Below are 17,348 nucleotides of genomic sequence, written 5' to 3'. Positions count from 1 at the left end.
CGAACCTCCCTCAGCGGGCCGTCAAAGTGCGGTCAAGGTGCGTGTAGCCGCCGTCCACCACAACCCACTGGCCCGTGGTATGCGACGACAGCGGCGAAAGCAGGAACACAGCCATGTCCGCCAGTTCCTCCACCGTGGTCATCCGGTGCCCCAAGGGGATGTTGCGGACGATGGTTTCCAGCTTTTCCGCCGGGCGGGGGAATGTGTTCACCCACCGTTCATAGAGCGGGGTCCAGACCTCGGCGGGGACCACGGCGTTCACCCGGATGCCGTCCTTGAGATAGGATGCGGCCCATTCGCGCGTCAGGGACAAAATGGCCCCCTTGGCGGCGGTGTAGCCGCTGGTCCCGCCCTGCCCCGTGAGCGCGGTCTTGGAGCTGACGTTGAGGATGCTCCCCTTGCTCTTTTTCAATTCCCCGATGCAGTAGTGCGCCATCGTGTAGTAATGAACGAGGTTGCGCTCAAGCGAAACCCGAAACGCCTCCACCCCGGTTTCGAGGCTGACGTTGTCGTTGCCCCCGGCGCAATTGATCAGGCCGTCGATGCGCCCGTACATGGACACGGCTTCCTGAACCGCATCGGCGCAGGCCTGCCCGTCGGTCAGTTCGGTTTGGATGAAATGCATGAGCGGCTGGAGCGCCAGCACTTCGGCCCGGAACCCCTTTTGCAGCGGGCTGCGCCCCAGAATCACCGGAATCGCGCCCTCACGGGCCAGCGCAGCGGATATGCCGCCGCCGATGCCGGAACCGCCGCCGGTCACGAGATACACTTTGTCCTTTATCCGCAAATCCATGACATGCTCCTGCGTTTAGAGGTTGCCGACGCCGTACACGCGGCAGGCGTTGCCGCCCCATACGGCATCACGCTCCGACTCGGAGAGGGACGCCGTGGCCTTCCCAACCAGACCGCACACCTGATCGTACGTTCCGGACAGCAGGCAAACGGGCCAGTCCGAACCGAACAGCAGGCGGGAGGGCCCGAAACATTCCAGAGCCGCGTCGAGGTAGGGGAGCAAATCCCGCTCGTCCCAGCCGTGCCAATGGGTTTCGGTGATCAGCCCGGACAGCTTGCAGCTCACATGCTCCAGCGCCGCGAGCGGGGCGATGCGTTTGGCCCACTCCGCCGCGCCCTCATGCAGGACGTCCGGCTTGCCGAGGTGATCCAGCACGAGCGGCCCCAGATCGTGCCTCCCGCAGAAGGCAATGGCGGCGGGCAGGTCTTTCGCGCGGATCAGAACCTCATAGAGCTTGCCCGCCCGTTGGAGCGTTTCCACGCCGCGGTTGAACCGCCCATCCTCCAGAAACGCCGAAGGGGACGGCTCATCCTGCACCTGATGGCGGTACCCCTTGAGCACGGCGGACGAGGCCCGCGCCTCAAGCCGGGCTTCCAGATCATCCGCCCGCAGATCGATCCAGCCCACGACCGCCAGAATCCACGGATTCGACGCCGCCAGCCCAAGCAAAAAGTCCGTTTCCGCCTCCGAAGCCCGTGCCTGAACCGCCACCGAACCGCCGATATGCCGGATGTCCAGCTCAAACCGCAGCTCGGCGGGCAGGAAGTCCCGTTTCAGGACGTCCATGCCGTCACCTATCCAGCCATATGAGGCCGGATCGAACCGCCAGAAATGCTGATGCGCGTCCACGCGCCATACCGTATCCATCGTCTTCCTCCTTCACAGGCCCCGGCGAAACAGCCTTATAGGGACTACTGCCGCTCCATGCGGCGGCCCTGCCGACGGTAACGGCCCCCAAACGGCCTCAAAGAAGAGGGGGGATTTTTCGGACAGGGGGCCCGTGTGGAGGCACCGTCCTTCGGAAGGCATCCCTTCCCCCCAGCCTTTCCGCCCGCTACAGCGACACATCACGCTTCCAAAACAGGAAATCATGCTGCCCAAGCCGATCGGCCTTGGTGGAGTACCGCCCGCTGGCGGTATCAAGTACCTTTTCAAGCAGGCGGTCGGCGGCAACCGCAATGGGTTCCCCGTCAATGATCGGGCCGCAGTCGAAATCGATCAGGTCGCTGAGCCGTTCCGCCACCGCCGTATTGGTCGCCACCTTGATCACGGGCACGATGGGGTTCCCGGTAGGCGTCCCCAAACCGGTGGAGAACAGCACCACGTTTACGCCCGCAGCCACGAGCCCGGTCACGGCTTCCACGTCGTTGCCCGGCGTACAGACGAGGGACAGCCCGGCGTCCGGCATGGGCTCCGCGTAATCGAGCACGGCGCTGATCGGGGCCTTGCCGCCCTTCTTCGCCGCGCCGGCCGATTTGATGGCATCGGTGATCAGCCCGTCGCGGATGTTGCCGGGGCTGGGGTTGTCGGAGATGGAGGCCCCGCAAGCGTTGGCGGCGGCCTCATAGCGGCGCATCAGCTCAAGGAAGCGAGCCTTGTCTTCCTTGCGGATGCAGCGGGAAATCATGTTGGCCTCCACGCCGCACAGTTCGGGGAATTCCGCCAGCGCCGACCCGCCGCCGAGCGTCACCACGCGATCCGAAACTTCCCCGATGACAGGGTTGGCCGAAATGCCGGAAAAGCCGTCCGAACCGCCGCACTTCACCCCAAGCTTGAGGTGCGAGAGCGGCACGGGGCGGCGCTCCGCCAGATCGGCGTTCCTGAAATGCGCCAGCGTCTTGCGGACGGCCTCTTCCATCATCTTGGCTTCGCTGGCCCAGTCCTGCTGCCGCAGCAGGATGCAGGGCTTGTCGAAACCAAGGTTCCGTTCCCGCAGCGCCTCCTGGAACAGCCCGATCTGCGCCTTCTCGCAGCCAAGGCTGAATACGGTAAGCCCCGCCACGTTGGGGTGATCCGCATAGGCGGCCAGCACCCGGCACAGCGCCCACGCGTCCTGAGCCGTGCCGCCGCACCCGCCGTTATGGGTGATGGCCCGGATGCCGTCGATGTGCGGGAAAGGCCGGGGAGCGGGCGCGCAGCCCGTGCCGCCCACCAGCGACCGCGCGAAGTCCGCCAGATGATCCCCCGCGTACCCAAGCGTCCGTTCCAGCGCGTCGCGCAGCTTCAGGGCATTGCGGTTCTCACAGAACACCAGCGGGATGATGAGCCAATAGTTGGCGGTTCCCACGCGCCCGTCCGGGCGGATCACGCCGTCGAACGTGCGGTCCGCCCAGCGGGAGACGTCCGGGGCCTTCCACATGTACGGGACGGCATCGCTCAGATCGACTTCCGCCGTGTAGTGAACCACGTTGTCCACGGTGATGCGTTCTCCGGGCTGGAGCGGGGCGACGGCCTTGCCCACGGGCACGCCGTACAGGGTAACGATGCCTCCCACAGGCACGGGGTCGCGGGTGAACTTGTGTTTGGCGGGGACATCCGTGACCAACTGGATGCGTTGCCCGTCGTTTTCGACGATGTCGCCTTGGGCCAGATCGCGCAGGGCCACGATCAGATTGTCTTTCGGATCGATACGGAGGATTTTCTGCATAGCCGAATCCTTTGGGCGGGAGCCCCGCCCGGCATGGCCCACGGAAGCCCCGCGCGGCGCGCACAAAAAAAGGAAAGCCGAACGGCATGTCCGACTTTCCTTTTATAATTTGTTGAAATAAAAGATAAATGATTATATGAACGCGCTAACGCGCCGCATGCTGAGAAACATATCCACGCCGAAGGGACGCAAACCGGACGCCTCTCTTTTGGGAAAAATGCGGGGCAAGGTTTTACAGGGAACAGCTCCCGCCGCGCGTGGTGAAGATGGACAGGGGCCTTTCCGTATAGATGCGGAAGCTGCCCGTGGGATCACAGTCAATGAACACCGAACCCACCTGATCCATCAGCGCCTTTTCCATGCAAAAATGAAATTCCCCGACATCCTCGGTCACGTCGCCTTCTTCCGGCTCATCCAGAGCCAGTTCAAAGTTGGTGCTGTGTCAGCCGCTGGAACCTTTTTCGATGCGGATCGTGCGAGCCGCGTTACGCCCCCGGAACGTCCGCAGATCGTCGAGGACAGAGTCGGATAATGTGATCATAATATTGCCTCACTGTTGGATTGATGCCGGAACGCCCCGCCGGGGCCCTTCCGGTTTCGCCGTCAGCATATACGGAATGCGGCCCGTTGGAAAGAAGCGGAGTGCAGGCTGGCGATACGGCTCTTATACGGCGTTGGCGGGCATGGCCTGGCCCGCCATCTTCCCCTGGATTGCCCTCAAGAGGAAAGGATGGTTCCGGTAGGCACTGTCATCGTATGTGGTTGCTTCATCTCCACAGCTCGGTAAAAATACGGCCTTTCTCTCCAGCTTTCCATTGGCGGAATCCCTAGCTGAGGCATTTTGCCGGCCATTCCTTTGGAACTTCAAGGAAAAAAACATCAGCCATTTTCTATGGCACAGCCTTCCGGTAAGCCCTGCTGTGAAGCCCGCCCTTGCAAAAGCCCCGCCTGACGCGGGATATTGCGGGCATCCCCGTGAAGTGGCTTGGGGATAAATCGCCGGTCAAGGTAGTGCGGGATATTACTGACATTACCGTGAAGCAAAGGCCAACATCAGCGCAAGCCCCAGAAAGATGCACCCGGCAATGCGGTTCATAAGCATCTGCGCCCGTTCGGAACGGTTGAACCATACCGCCATCCTGCCCCCAAGCGCGGCAATGGCCGTAAAAACGATGAGGCAGGCCAGCTCGTACAGGCCGCCGAGCGACAGGATCTGGAGCGTCGGGTGGCCGCGTTCCGGCTCCACGAACTGCGGCAGCACCGCAAGGCAAAACAGCGTCACCTTTGGGTTGGTGATGTTGGAGAGGAACCCACGCCGATAGAGCGTGCCGTATCCGGGGAACAGGGACTGTGTGAGGAAGGCCCGGAACACGCCGGATCGGAAGGACTGCCACGCAAGATACAGCAGATAGGCCGCACCGAGGAACTTCAGCGCCGTAAACGCGGCCTCCGAGGTCTGGAACAGGACGGCCACGCCGAGCGCGACGGCCAACGTATGCCCAAGCAGCCCGGTCATAAGGCCAAGCGTCGTGAACACGCCCGCCCGCATCCCGTACAGCGAGGACTGGGTCAGCACAATGATGACGTCCGGCCCCGGCGTCATAGCCATCAGCAGCGATGCCACAAAAAACGCACACGTCGTTTCAAAAGAAAGCATACGACCTCCGCAGGCGTTGCTCTACCGGAAAGCCCGATGAGTTTCAATCAACGGGAAGGCACAGCGGAAGGCCCCATTTCAAAAATACGGCACAGGCGCACCCGTCCGCTTTTTCCGAAGATCCTGTCAGGGCATATGCTTATTTTTATCCCAGTAATACACTGAAAATATACATTTTTCTCCATTTTTCCGCTGATGAGCTCTATAGTTGGGACATTTTATTGGGTTATTCCTTTGGCATTTCAAGCAATAAAGCATCAACCGCTTTCTACGGCACAGCCTTTCCGAAACGCCCGCAAGCCCCATGCGGCCCCGCCCTGCCGCCGTATCCGGGGCCGCGGCTCATCCCTCCCGACAGCCGAGGCGTTGCCGCCCATCGGCACGAGGCGAACATTGGCTGACGGCACGCATCAGTCGGGGGCCCCACCATCGCACGGGGCAAACTCCCCGACGATCCCGGCTTGGTGGACAAACTCACGGGGCCCCACCCATCGGCGGGGCGACCCCCATCCAGCCCGTCATCCATGATCCCCCAATTAGCCCCGCCCATCGCATAGGGCGAAACATTCCCCCATGCGGCCCCGCCCTGCCGCCGTATCCGGAGCCGCGGCTCATCCCTCCCGACAGCCGAGGCGTTGCCGCCCATCGGCACGAGGCGAACATTGGCTGACGGCACGCATCAGTCGGGGGCCCCACCATCGCACGGGGCAAACTCCCCGACGATCCCGGCTTGGTGGACAAACTCACGGGGCCCCACCCATCGGCGGGGCGACCCCCATCCAGCCCGTCATCCATGATCCCCCAATTAGCCCCGCCCATCGCATAGGGCGAAACATTCCCCCATGCGGCCCCGCCCTGCCGCCGTATCCGGAGCCGCGGCTCATCCCTCCCGACAGCCGGGGCGTTGCCGCCCATAGCACGAGGCAAGCATTGGTTGACGGCGCACATCAGTCGGGGGTCCCCCCATCGCACGGGGCAAACTCCCCGACGATCCCGGCTTGGTGGACAAGCTCACGGGGCCCCACCCATCGGCGGGGCGACCCCCATCCAGCCCGTCGTCCATGACCCCCCAATTAGCCCCGCCCATCACATGGGGCGAAACATTCCCCCCATGCGGCCCCACCCTGCCGCCGTATCCGGGGCCGCGGCTCATCCCTCCCGACAGCCGGGGCGTTGCCGCCCATCGGTTCGGAACCTTCCCAGCCGCCTACCTGCCCCGGCAGCCGGAGGCGCCGCCCATCAAAAAGCCTTGTTCAAAAGCGTCGGGAGGCACGGGCTTCCCAAACAGGAACCCCTGTATGAAATCAAGCCCCATCGGACGCACGCGGTCAAATTCCTCCTCACGTTCGACCCCCTCCAGACAGACTTTGATGTTCACGTCATGGCAGAGCGCCACCACAAAATGGATGAATGTGGCATCGAATTGGCTGGTCAAAATGTCGCGGACAAACGTCCTGTCGATCTTGACCACATCCGCAGGGGAAGTCTTGAGCATGCCGAGCGAGGAATAGCCCGTGCCGAAATCGTCCATCGCGATACGGATGCCAAGGCTGCGGATGCTCTCGAATACGGCCCGGATGCGGGTGTTTTCGCGGATCATGCAGCTTTCCGTAAACTCAACCATCACGTTTGCGGGAGACAAGCCCAGCCGTTTCAGCGTGTCGCTGATGAACGGAACCATGCTGTCCGTAGTCACCTGCAAGTATGAAAGGTTGACGCTGATTTTGAGATCGGGGCACAGCTTCGTCCATGCCTTGCACTGCGCTGCGGCCTCGCGGAACACCCACCTGCCGAAGGGGATGATGAGCCCGCTCTGCTCCAGCAGGGGGATAAACTCGCCGGGCGACACGGGGCCGTATTTGGCACACTTCCAGCGGGCCAGCGCCTCGGCGCCCACCACACGCCGCGTGTCCGCCGCGATCTGCGGCTGATAGACAAGCTCAAACCCTTCAAACTGCCGTTCGATGCTCTCGCGCAGCAATTCCACCAGCTCCAGAGAGCGCATTTCCTGTTCGAGGATGGCGCGGCTGAAAAAAACGATCTGGTTCCTGCCGAGCTTTTTGGCGTGCTTCAACGAATGGCTGGCGTACTTGGACAAGTCCGTATAGCAGGAGGCGTCTTCGGGATAGCTCGCGCTGCCCGCCGAGATGGTGCAATAATATTTCTTGCCGTCGTATTCCTGCTGTGAGCGGAAACTCTCCGAAAGGGAGCGGAACAACTCCGTCATTTCAGAACGTTCCCCACTCATCATGATCCCGAACTCGTCGCCGTCCAGACGATATACGGAGGCCGAAAGCGGGAGCATCCCCTGAATCCGCTGGCCGATCACGCGCAGGATCTCGTCCCCGAAGCCCTTGCCGTACAACTCGTTGACGTGCTTGAAGCCGTCCAGGCCAAGGACGAGCAGGTGCAGGGGGTGTTCGGGCCGCTTCTCCAGCATGAACTCGATGTCTTCTTCAAATTTCAGCTTGTTGAACAGCCCGGTCACATGATCGATTTTGTTCTTCTGGCCCAGATTGGTGATGAACCCGGCGAACAGGCCCGGCCCGCCGTCCTCGTCGCGTTCCAAATACCCCCGGCAGCGAACCCAGATCCACTCGCCCTTGCGGTTTTTCGCCCGGTATTCGACGCAATGGAAATCGGAACGCCCGTCGGCGATGACCTGATTGGCCTCCATAAAGGCGGCCTTGTCGTCCGGGTGCACCTTGCTCCCCCAAACGGCGGCGGCATTTTCCACAATGGACTGCGGAAGGTCGAACTCTTCCACCATAGAAGGCGAATAACGGAATATCCCCGTCTTCATGTTGGAAACAAAGACATAGGAATCGGTGCTTTTCGCCAGCGCGTTGTATAAGCGCAGCGAATCGTACTCAAGGGCTTCGGGAGGGATCTCCCCGCCCGCCTGCTTCTCCTGGAGCTGCCGTTCCGCCCTGCGGATATGGGCGCGCTTCTTTTGCTCATACATGCTTTCATCGGCTTTCGAGAGCACCTCGGCCACCGTCATCCCACCCCCCGGCATCACCTTGAAGCAGCCGAAACTGAACTCCAGCGAATAGGGAAGGCGGAACTGCTTCCTCCATGCCTCCAACCGTTCCAGCACGCCCGCCACCAGCCCATCCACGGCGTGGCGGTTGGTGTTGTGGAGCACGACGACAAACTCGTCCCCGCTGAGCCGGAAGCACAAGTCCGGCGCGTGCAAGCTCCGCCGCATCTCCTGCGCAATGGTGCGCAGTGCGCGGTCACCTTCCGTATGGCCGTACAGGTCGTTGATTTCCTTGAGCCTGTCCAAATCAAACATGCCCACAATCAAGGAACCCTCTTCCTTGTCGAGGCGCACCAGCGCATCGGCAAGCGCGGCCTTCCCCGCCCTGCGGTTCAAAAGCCCGGTCAGCTCGTCATAATTCGCCGCCTGATGCAGGCGGAGGGAATCCGTAATATCCACAGACTGCTGCAAATGCACAAGGGAACCATCCGTCCAGCGCATCAGGCTGTCGCTGTTGTCATAGATCCGCCCCGTCAACGTGTTCCGTTCCTCCCAACGGAGAACCTGATCCTGCCCCGCGTCGGCCATGAGCCTGTCCACAGGGCAGAACGGGCAGCGCCCGTTCATTCCGGACTGCAACACCTTCCAGCAGGTATCCCCTTCGGGATGTTCCAGATTGAAACCGTCCTTCATGAACTTGTTCATGTACAGGATGGTGTCCGTGCGGGGATCGGTGACATACAGGCCGACTTTCACCTGATCCATCGCCGCATTGAGGACGCCGATGTGGAACGATTGCTGCTCGCAATGCGCCTGCCCCGCAAAGAAAACCCCGATCATGGCGCACACGAGCCGCAAGAAATCCCGCTCCTGTTCCGACCACCCCGCTTTCCCGGAATCCCTGCCGGCAAACAGCACGCCGAGCGGCCCGCCGTCGCAAGCGATGGGCAGCACCAACGCGTTGAGCCTTGCCGCCGTTTCCCCCGGAAACAATGCGGCAGGCACCTCCTCTGAAGAAGGCTCAAACGCTTTGGTCAAGTCCGTTCCGTCCAAAGCACGGAACAGCAGCTCTTCGGGCAGGTGCGGCGTCCCGCTCCAGCACGCCGTCTCGCACGCGCCCTTTTTCCCTTCCGTGCGGGCAATCGCCAGCGCATCCAAGGGCACAATGCCGCCGAGCGCCTGAACCCAAAAGGGCAACGCATCCTGAAGGGGTTTGCCGTACTGGAAAAAGGGTTTAGCGCCCTCCAGAAATGTGAACACGGCTGTGCACAGGTGTTCCATGCTCTCTACCTTCGCTGTCTTCTCGACGCGGCAATCCCTCTCCTAAGAATAGGCGTACTCATCCGAGCAGAGTGCTCCGCGCTGATATTGATTCCTTATTCTGTTGTTCTACGTATTCCAAAACCAGTAGTCCAGACGAAAAATATTGGCTGTGTCATAGAAAACGGCTGATGCTTTATTTCCTTGAAGTTCCAAAGAAATGGCTGTGTTCAATTTTACGGTTGATGATTTTTTCAATGAAAATCAATAGATAAAAGTTCATTCCACGTCTGGTGATATGGGCCTCTCTCATTTTTTGTTCATTACATGAAATCCAGTTTTGAAGAATTGTTGCGAGACCTCCAGATAATTTCCAAAGAACTCTTCCTTTCCAGTTGGAATCTTGTATCAACCACAAACTTAAACACAGCCAAAGAAATAACCAATAAAATCCCCCAATCACAGAGCCCGCCAGCGGAAAATTTGGATAAAAAGCATATATTTTCAGTGTATTGCAGAAACAAAACAGCCATGTACCATGACAGAGCCCAAATATTCCGCTGCGGCATGACGCAGCAGCCGTACAAGCATCTTGCGGATACCGTCCGCATACGGCCCCCCCTCTCTTGCAGCGTGTCTTTCCAAGAACGTGTTGCCCGGAAAACCGTTACGGACAATAGCCTTAGACGCAGAGGCATGGAAACGGCCCGAATCAAATCACTATGCTGACTCAATAACTATCTGTTCTTATAAAGTAAGATGTTATGCCGCACAGACGCATCAAAGTGCATGGGAAAAATCCTGACGGGTATTTTCCCATTTTAAAAAGGCTGCGTTATAGAAAGTAATTGATGCTTTTTTCCTTGAAACTCCAAAGGAATGACCGGAAAAATGCCCCAGCCGTGGCTCCCGCCAAGGGAAAAACTGGAAAAAAGGCTGTATTTTCACCGTACTGTGGATATGAAACAACCACATACCATACCAGATCCCTTAAAAAATGGGATGATACGCATTCTATAATAGAAATACATTATTTGTGTATGGAATGTATACCCTATAAAAATGTCGACATACCATATTCTACGCAATACTGCCGCCGTATCCTGGCAAACAAATAGGCTCTGTTTAAGTTTACGGTTGATAAATAAGTACGCTCCATTAACCGCCGTAGGCGCGAGCGTCAGCGAGCTTTGAGGACGTCCCTCGCCGCATGGCAATGCGGCATGAAGGGGGTGAGGAGCGGCCAAATGTCTCGCGAAGCGCGGTCGAGAGCGGCGAAGCCGCACGAGACGAAGCGCCGTCAGCCGTTGGAGGGTGCCTTTCACCGCGCTGGAAGTGCGGCCGCCTCCACGACAACGAATGTTCCGCTGAAACAGGGGCAAACGACCTCTGATTGCCGTATCAGCTGGAAACTTTAACACAGCCAACAAATATCCTTCTGTGAATCGGCACCTATTGTTCCGCATAAAAAATAGGCCGTGTTATAGAAAATGGTTGATGCTTTTTTCCTTGAAGGTCCACAGGGATAACCGGCAAAATGCCTTAGCCGTGGATCCCGCCAAGGGGAAAACCGGAGAAAAAGGCTGTATTTTCACCGCACTGTGGAGATGAAACAACCACAAGCTATAACAGAGCCAAAAAATACAGGCCTACTGCGGATATGTTTATTCTTTTGGCCCTGTCATGGGATGTGGCCGCTTCATATCCACAGTATGGTAAAAATACAGGATTTTTCTCTAATTTTCCGTTGATGGGCTCCATAATTGTGGAACTTTATCGTTTATTACCTTGGAATTTCAAGGAATAAAGCATCATCCCGTTCCTGCGGAACAGCCGTTCTTCTTCATTTTTATTAGGAAAATCCGATGATTTTGCAATAAAATACTATCCAACGCATCGTTTTCGCATCCTTTCCACATACCAAATGATAAAAATTTTCTGTTTTCAACATATCAGAAAGCGTTTCCTTAAGAATCCGTCTGTAAGCGAACCGCATTCTGTATGATTCGATGAGAAAGTACCTTCTTCCCGTGAGAACGGCGGCCCAACATCTCATTGACAATCATTCCTAATGAGATTATCGGTTGCGCCAAACGGTACAAAGCCGACAGCCACAAGGATACGAGATATGTACGCCAACCAAAGAAACAGCCTCTCACCCACATGGCATATGCTGCTCATGGGTCTGATGAGTGTTATCCTGTTCTTTGGCGGGATGCTTACGTCCAATACCCACCCCGTGCCCATCATCGACAACCTCCCCAACGAGGGGTTGCTGCGCCCCACGTCATTGCTGCCGTGGGAGTCCATCGAGCTGTCCGAAACGCGTTTCTTGTTCCGCCACGAGGAAATGCAGGAGGTCAAGAGCCCGCCGCGCCCGAACCAGCCCACACCGCGCAACCTTCTGGCGCGTCACCGTGGCCTCCAGACATTTACGGCGGCTTCGCCCACACCTACCTTTGCCGAACGGATTTGCGCTGGCCATGAGAAGGCCTTCCTCCCCTATACGGGATGGGACGGCCCCGTCTCCTTCGCCCTGCCTCCTCCCCTGAGCGTCTAACCGCGGCGCGACGCCTTCCGGCTACTCGTCCCTTCGTTCCCTGCTGACAAACGGGCTCCTTTGAAAAGGCGTTCCTGTCGCCTGTGCCTCAAGAAAGGCATCAGGCCCGGTGAAGCAGCAGTCGGCCCCGTGGATCATACTGCCAGTACGTCCGATGCCACGCCGCATAAGTGCGCCCTCCTCAACTGTTTGTTCCAACAAACAGTTCTAGGGCACGGATAGCGATGAAGGAGCTTTTCCTACAACAACTTCAGCCTATTGACGCGGGCAAGCGGCCCGCGCAAGGCATCCTGACGGATGCAACAGGGGATAACCGTTTCCCTTGAATTCATATATGAGGATTGCCCCTTGAACGATGCCGGAAGGCACGCGCGAGGGGTTAGAGGATACGATCGCGGCGGAAGCCCGATCGCCATATGTGCCACCTTCACCAACAGAGGTTTCGTATGAACGCTCTTACGGTGGTTTTTGCAGCCTTGTGTATTTTTGCGATAGGGTATCGTTTTTACGGCCTGTTCATTGCAAACAAGGTGCTGAACCTGAATGACGCCCGTGTGACGCCGGCCGTCAAATACGCCGACGGCCACGACTATGTGGATACCAACAAATACGTGCTCTTCGGGCACCATTTCGCCGCCATCGCCGCCGCCGGCCCCCTGCTTGGGCCCGTGCTGGCCGCCCAGTTCGGCTACATGCCCGGCCTGCTCTGGATTCTCATCGGCTGCGTGCTTGCGGGCGGCGTGCACGATATGGTCGTGCTGTTCGCCTCGGTGCGGCACCGGGGTCAGAGCCTCGCCTACATCGCCTCGCAGGAAATCGACAAGACGACGGGCTCCATAGCGGCGTGGGCCGTGCTCGCCATCCTCCTGCTGACGCTGGCGGGCCTGTCCATCGCCGTGGTCAACGCCATGCACAACAGCCTGTGGTCCACCTACACCGTGGCCGCGACCATCCCGATCGCCATCATCATGGGCCTGTACATGCAGATCTGGCGCAAGGGCGATGTGCTCGGAGCGTCCATCATCGGTGTGGTCCTGCTTGCCCTGTGCATCCTGACCGGGCCCTATGTCGCCGCCCATCCTGAAACCTTCGGCTGGCTCGACATCGACAAGAAGCCCATGTCCATCCTGATCCCGGTGTACGGCTTCGCCGCGTCGGTTCTGCCCGTGTGGATGCTGCTCCTGCCGCGCGACTACCTGTCCACCTTCCTGAAGATCGGCACCATCGGCGCGCTGGCCCTCGGCATCATGTTCGTCATGCCCGACTTCAACATGCCTGCGTTCACCGAATTCACCAAGGGCGGCGGCCCCATCGTCGGCGGCCCGGTGATCCCGTTCATCTTCATCACCATCGCCTGCGGCGCGCTCTCCGGCTTCCACGCCACCATCGGCACGGGCACCACGCCCAAGATGATCGGCAAGGAACGCGACGTGCTGTTCGTCGGTTACGGCGCCATGCTTGTTGAAGGCTTCGTGGCGATCATGGCCCTGATCGCCGCCTGCGTGCTCGTGCCCGCCGACTACTTCGCCATCAACGCCCCGGCCGACAAGTTCGCGGCGCTCGGCATGTCCGTCGTCGACCTGCCCACGCTGGAAAAGGAAGTGGCCGAAAACCTGATGCACCGCCCCGGCGGTTCCGTGTCCCTCGCCGTGGGCATGGCCCACATCTTCGGCCAGATCCCGTGGATGTCCCACCTCATGAGCTACTGGTACCACTTCGCCATCATGTTTGAAGCGGTATTCATCCTCACCGCCGTGGACGCCGGCACCCGCGTCGGCCGTTTCTTCCTTCAGGAAATGATCGGCAAGGTCATCCCCAAGTTCGGCGACAAGAACTGGTGGCCCGGCATTTTCGTGACCAGCTTCCTGTTCACGGGCGCGTGGGGCTACCTTGTCTACACCGGCGACATTTCCAGCATCTGGCCCCTGTTCGGCATCAGCAACCAGCTCCTTGCCTCGGTCACGCTGCTCATCGGCACGACCATGCTGCTGCGCATGAACAAGACCAAGTATGCGTGGATCACCGCCGCCCCCGGCATCTTCATGACCATCATCACCTTCTGGGCGGGCATCTGGCTGATCCTGTACCAGTACATCCCCACCCAGAAGTACCTGCTCGCCTCGCTGAGCGTGCTGGTCATGATCATGATGGGCTTCGTCATCATCGGCACGCTGCGCCGCTGGTCAGTCCTGCTGAAGGAAACCAAGACCGTACGTGACCCCTATGGCGATGAAGTGAAGGAAATCGTACAAGAATAAAGAGAAAACCGGAGAAGGAGCCCGCCTAAAGGGCCGGTTCCTTCCTCCCCTCCAAAGCGGTTAGGGGACGAGGCGGCCATGCGGCATGTACTATGATGCCGTGCGGAAAGCCCCAAAAACAAAATCCCTCGTGGCGTTCCCGTCACGGGGGATTTTTGCATAAGGCTCTGTCATAGCATGTGCTCGTTTCATCTCAACGGTACTGTCAACATACAGCTTTTTTCCGGCTTTCCCCTTGGCGGAACCTATGACCAAGGCATTTTGCCGGTTAGTCCTTTGGAATTTCAAAGAAAAAAGCATCAGCCATTTTCTCCGGCACAGCCTTGCATAATGCCCTGTCATAGCATTTGATTGATGCAATGTTACGCCGATTGACTTCATTGCCTTTTTCAAAGGGATTTGCTGGCGAGCCCGCCGATGAAAAGCCCCCTTCAAAATCTGCCTTGAATTACATGAAATAGAAGGTTCTGTTATAGTTTATGGTTGTTTTATCTCCGCAATACGGTGAAAATACAGCCTTTTTATCCGGTTTTCCCCTTGGCGGGAGCCACGGATAAGGCATTTTGCCGGTTATCCCTTTGGAGCTTCAGGGAAAAAAGCATCAACCATTTTCTATAACACAGCCAAATAGAATATCAATCTTTTGCCATAGGCTCTGTTCGTACTATGTGGTTGTTTCATCTCCACAGCACGGTGAAAAATACAGCCTTTTTTCCAGTTTTCCCTTTGGCGGAATTTATGGCCAAGGTATTTTGCTGGCGATTCCTTTGGAGTTTCAAGGAAAAGACATCAGCCATTTTCTCTGATTTCTCTGACACAGCCTTGCCATAAAAGCCTCGCACAGCCGATACGGATTCGTAGGGAACCTTCCCCGCGAATCAGCCTGCCGAGGCGCTGTAATCTGAAAACGGCAAGCTATTCCTTCATATTGGTCATATACCTGTTCCACAGGCGGACAGCCGCGGTCTTGGACACCGACCACTGGGTCGGGGCCTTCTCGCAGGGACATTCCACACGCCACAAATCCGCTATCCGGCCTTCGGGCCTGCACGAAACCAAACGGGGTTTTTCGTTTTTGCAGTGGGAACAGGGAAGCATTTCCAAAAGTTCGTCTTGTTCAACCATAAAAGCGGCTCCTCATCAGACCTTTCTTCCGTCCGAGAGTGCCCGGAAAAGAAGAAGCAGTAACCGCCCTTAAAATAGCTATGAACGGAATGCCTGTCCAGAGAAGGACGGCATACGCGGAAAGGCGCCTGCAACATTTCCGCTGCGGGCGCCCCATTCCGCGGACGCGGGTTCCGGCCGGGGATATGGCTGTTGAATGGGTCAGTGCAGCATCTTCTTGAGCGCGGCGGCGGCCTGAGCCACGGCAGCGCGTGTCGGCGCCGTCTCTGCAAGGGCGTTCAACATCATGAAATCATGATGCGTGTTGTTGTAACGCACGCAGGCCACATGCACGCCGGCCTCGATCAGCCTGCGGGCGTAGGCTTCGCCTTCATCGCGCAGCACGTCGTTTTCCGCCGTGATGATCATAGCCGGGGGAAGCCCGGCGAGCTGTTCCGGCGTGGCCCTCAGCGGGCAGGCGGTGATCTCGCTGCGGCGGCGCGCATCCGGCGCATAGGCATCCCAGAACCACTTCATGGCTTCGCGGGTCAGCCAAGGGCCGTCGGCAAAATCATGGTACGATTCCGTATCAAAGTTGGCGTCCGTTACCGGATAAAGCAGAAGCTGAAACGCAATCTCCGGCCCTTTCCTTTCTTTGGCGAGCAGCGCCATCACCGTGGCCATATTGCCGCCCACGCTGTCCCCCGCCACGGCGATACGGCCCGGATCCAAGCCGTAGGCGTCGGCATGTTCAACAACATGGAGCATGGCGGCATAAGCCTGTTCGAGCGGCACGGGATATTGGGCCTCAGGCGACGGCGTGTAGTTCGGATAGACCACGGCGGCCCTGGCTCCCTTGGAAAGCTCGCGCACCAGCCGATCATGCGTGTCCTTGTCCCCCAGAACCCAGCCTCCTCCGTGGAAATAAAAGACTATCGGCAGCTTTCCGCCAGCCCCTTCGGGCCGGATGAACCGCGTCGGAACCTTGCCTGTGGGACCCACGGGCAAGTCTTCGTCATGCATGTCCATAGCGAGCTTCCTGATCGGTTTGGCCTGTGCGTCCGCCAGAATCCTCCGGGCGGCTTGGGGCGGAAGGGTATACAAGGGAGGGTTGTTTTCGGCGATGATGGCGTCGACAAACGCTTTTGTCGCCTGCGTCAGATGCGGCGAACGGGAAGATGCTGCGGGCATAAGAAACTCCTTGCAAGGAATGATGAAAAAGGCGTTGTCCAACCCTCCTCTCAAAAATAAAAGACATGCCATTCGGATGGTTACGCACAGGGTAGTGCCCGGCGGCATAGACGGCAATGAGAAACGTGCTGTGAAGCGGATCAAGGCTTCTTTTTCGCGGACAATAGGGTATTTCAGGCGATACGGCTAAAATGCTGCCCGCAAAAGCATGGCTTCCTGCCTTTGGCAATACGTAACGATCATATCCGTTCCGTACGGCATGTCAGTGGCGCCATTTGTTGCTTTGCATATTATTGATGAGGAAGCGCTCAATAAAAAGGAAGCCTCTATTCTTTATTCTGCCTTAATCCAATGAAAATACGGAGATGCTCGCAAAAAGAGTTTTTGAACAAGGCTGTGCCCTAGGCTGTATCGTCAATTGTATATAATATATTGAAATTATTTAATTATTTTTTCAAGTCACAAAAGATTGTTTTCAATAATTTCAAAATGTTCTGTCATAGTATGCGGTTATTTCATCCCACAGTGTGGTGAAAATACAGCCTTTTTCTCCGGTTTTCCCCTTGTCGGGAACCACGGCTAAGGCATTTTGCCGGTTATCCCTTTGGAGCTTCAAGGAAAAAAGCATCAACCTTTTTCTATAACACAGCCTTCGGAAAACACAGCACAAGCAATGCTCCCGTTCCGATGCCCCTTTTTCTTCAAATCACTTTCATTTTCTGTCATCAATCCATCTTGTTGTACCTTGCAGGTACCAAAAGCCGTATTTTTCATATACCCAAACGGGCTAAATCAGGAAAAACGGATATGGGACGCCATTCGATCCTTTATTCACAAAAATATTTTTCCATAATCACCAGCAGGATATAAAATATCCGCCTTCCTTTTCATGGAG

Annotated in this window: 12 protein-coding genes; 2 read left to right on the top strand and 10 right to left on the bottom strand. The window is 57.8% G+C overall.

Features of this window, described 5'->3' with window-relative positions:
• Nucleotides 1-10: 10 nt before the first annotated feature.
• The 7 genes from AC6I1V_RS13300 to AC6I1V_RS13270 form a co-directional block, all read right to left on the bottom strand.
• On the bottom strand, nucleotides 11-793 hold the full coding sequence (locus tag AC6I1V_RS13300; protein WP_486854599.1) for an L-fucose dehydrogenase: 783 nt from the start codon (nucleotides 791-793) through the stop codon (nucleotides 11-13).
• Nucleotides 794-808: 15 nt separating this feature from the next.
• Nucleotides 809-1,660, bottom strand: coding sequence for an amidohydrolase family protein (locus tag AC6I1V_RS13295; protein ID WP_486854600.1), 852 nt, complete (start codon nucleotides 1,658-1,660; stop codon nucleotides 809-811).
• Between the two features lie 187 nt (nucleotides 1,661-1,847).
• Nucleotides 1,848-3,440, bottom strand: a complete 1,593-nt coding sequence (locus AC6I1V_RS13290) for a UxaA family hydrolase (RefSeq protein WP_486854601.1) — start codon at nucleotides 3,438-3,440, stop codon at nucleotides 1,848-1,850.
• Nucleotides 3,441-3,672: 232 nt separating this feature from the next.
• Nucleotides 3,673-3,834 (bottom strand): hypothetical protein, encoded by a 162-nt coding sequence (locus tag AC6I1V_RS13285; protein ID WP_302553582.1) that lies wholly within the window; start codon nucleotides 3,832-3,834, stop codon nucleotides 3,673-3,675.
• 636 nt (nucleotides 3,835-4,470) lie between these two features.
• Nucleotides 4,471-5,097, bottom strand: a complete 627-nt coding sequence (locus tag AC6I1V_RS13280; protein WP_302553583.1) for a LysE family translocator — start codon at nucleotides 5,095-5,097, stop codon at nucleotides 4,471-4,473.
• 268 nt (nucleotides 5,098-5,365) lie between these two features.
• Nucleotides 5,366-5,773 (bottom strand): hypothetical protein, encoded by a 408-nt coding sequence (locus AC6I1V_RS13275; RefSeq protein WP_497737064.1) that lies wholly within the window; start codon nucleotides 5,771-5,773, stop codon nucleotides 5,366-5,368.
• 531 nt (nucleotides 5,774-6,304) lie between these two features.
• The gene (locus tag AC6I1V_RS13270) at nucleotides 6,305-9,361 is read right to left on the bottom strand and encodes a diguanylate cyclase domain-containing protein (RefSeq protein WP_486855032.1); all 3,057 of its coding nucleotides are present in this window, start codon (nucleotides 9,359-9,361) and stop codon (nucleotides 6,305-6,307) included.
• 2,107 nt (nucleotides 9,362-11,468) lie between these two features.
• Between AC6I1V_RS13270 and AC6I1V_RS13265 the strand changes: the two genes are divergently transcribed.
• Nucleotides 11,469-11,900, top strand: coding sequence for a hypothetical protein (locus tag AC6I1V_RS13265; protein ID WP_486853710.1), 432 nt, complete (start codon nucleotides 11,469-11,471; stop codon nucleotides 11,898-11,900).
• Nucleotides 11,901-12,346: 446 nt separating this feature from the next.
• A complete protein-coding gene (locus tag AC6I1V_RS13260; protein WP_302554596.1) occupies nucleotides 12,347-14,158 on the top strand; it encodes a carbon starvation CstA family protein in 1,812 nt (603 codons plus the stop codon).
• 90 nt (nucleotides 14,159-14,248) lie between these two features.
• Here AC6I1V_RS13260 and AC6I1V_RS13255 read toward each other — a convergent pair whose 3' ends face one another.
• From AC6I1V_RS13255 to AC6I1V_RS13245, 3 genes are all read right to left on the bottom strand, one after another.
• Nucleotides 14,249-14,539, bottom strand: coding sequence for a hypothetical protein (locus tag AC6I1V_RS13255; RefSeq protein ID WP_486853711.1), 291 nt, complete (start codon nucleotides 14,537-14,539; stop codon nucleotides 14,249-14,251).
• A gap of 534 nt (nucleotides 14,540-15,073) precedes the next feature.
• The gene (locus AC6I1V_RS13250; RefSeq protein ID WP_302554593.1) at nucleotides 15,074-15,283 is read right to left on the bottom strand and encodes a serine acetyltransferase; all 210 of its coding nucleotides are present in this window, start codon (nucleotides 15,281-15,283) and stop codon (nucleotides 15,074-15,076) included.
• Nucleotides 15,284-15,484: 201 nt separating this feature from the next.
• The gene (locus AC6I1V_RS13245) at nucleotides 15,485-16,453 is read right to left on the bottom strand and encodes an alpha/beta hydrolase (RefSeq protein WP_486853712.1); all 969 of its coding nucleotides are present in this window, start codon (nucleotides 16,451-16,453) and stop codon (nucleotides 15,485-15,487) included.
• Nucleotides 16,454-17,348 lie beyond the last annotated feature (895 nt).

This window comes from Bilophila sp. T19-St14 (genome assembly GCF_059728385.1).
This window is presented reverse-complemented; position numbering and strand designations above follow the sequence as displayed.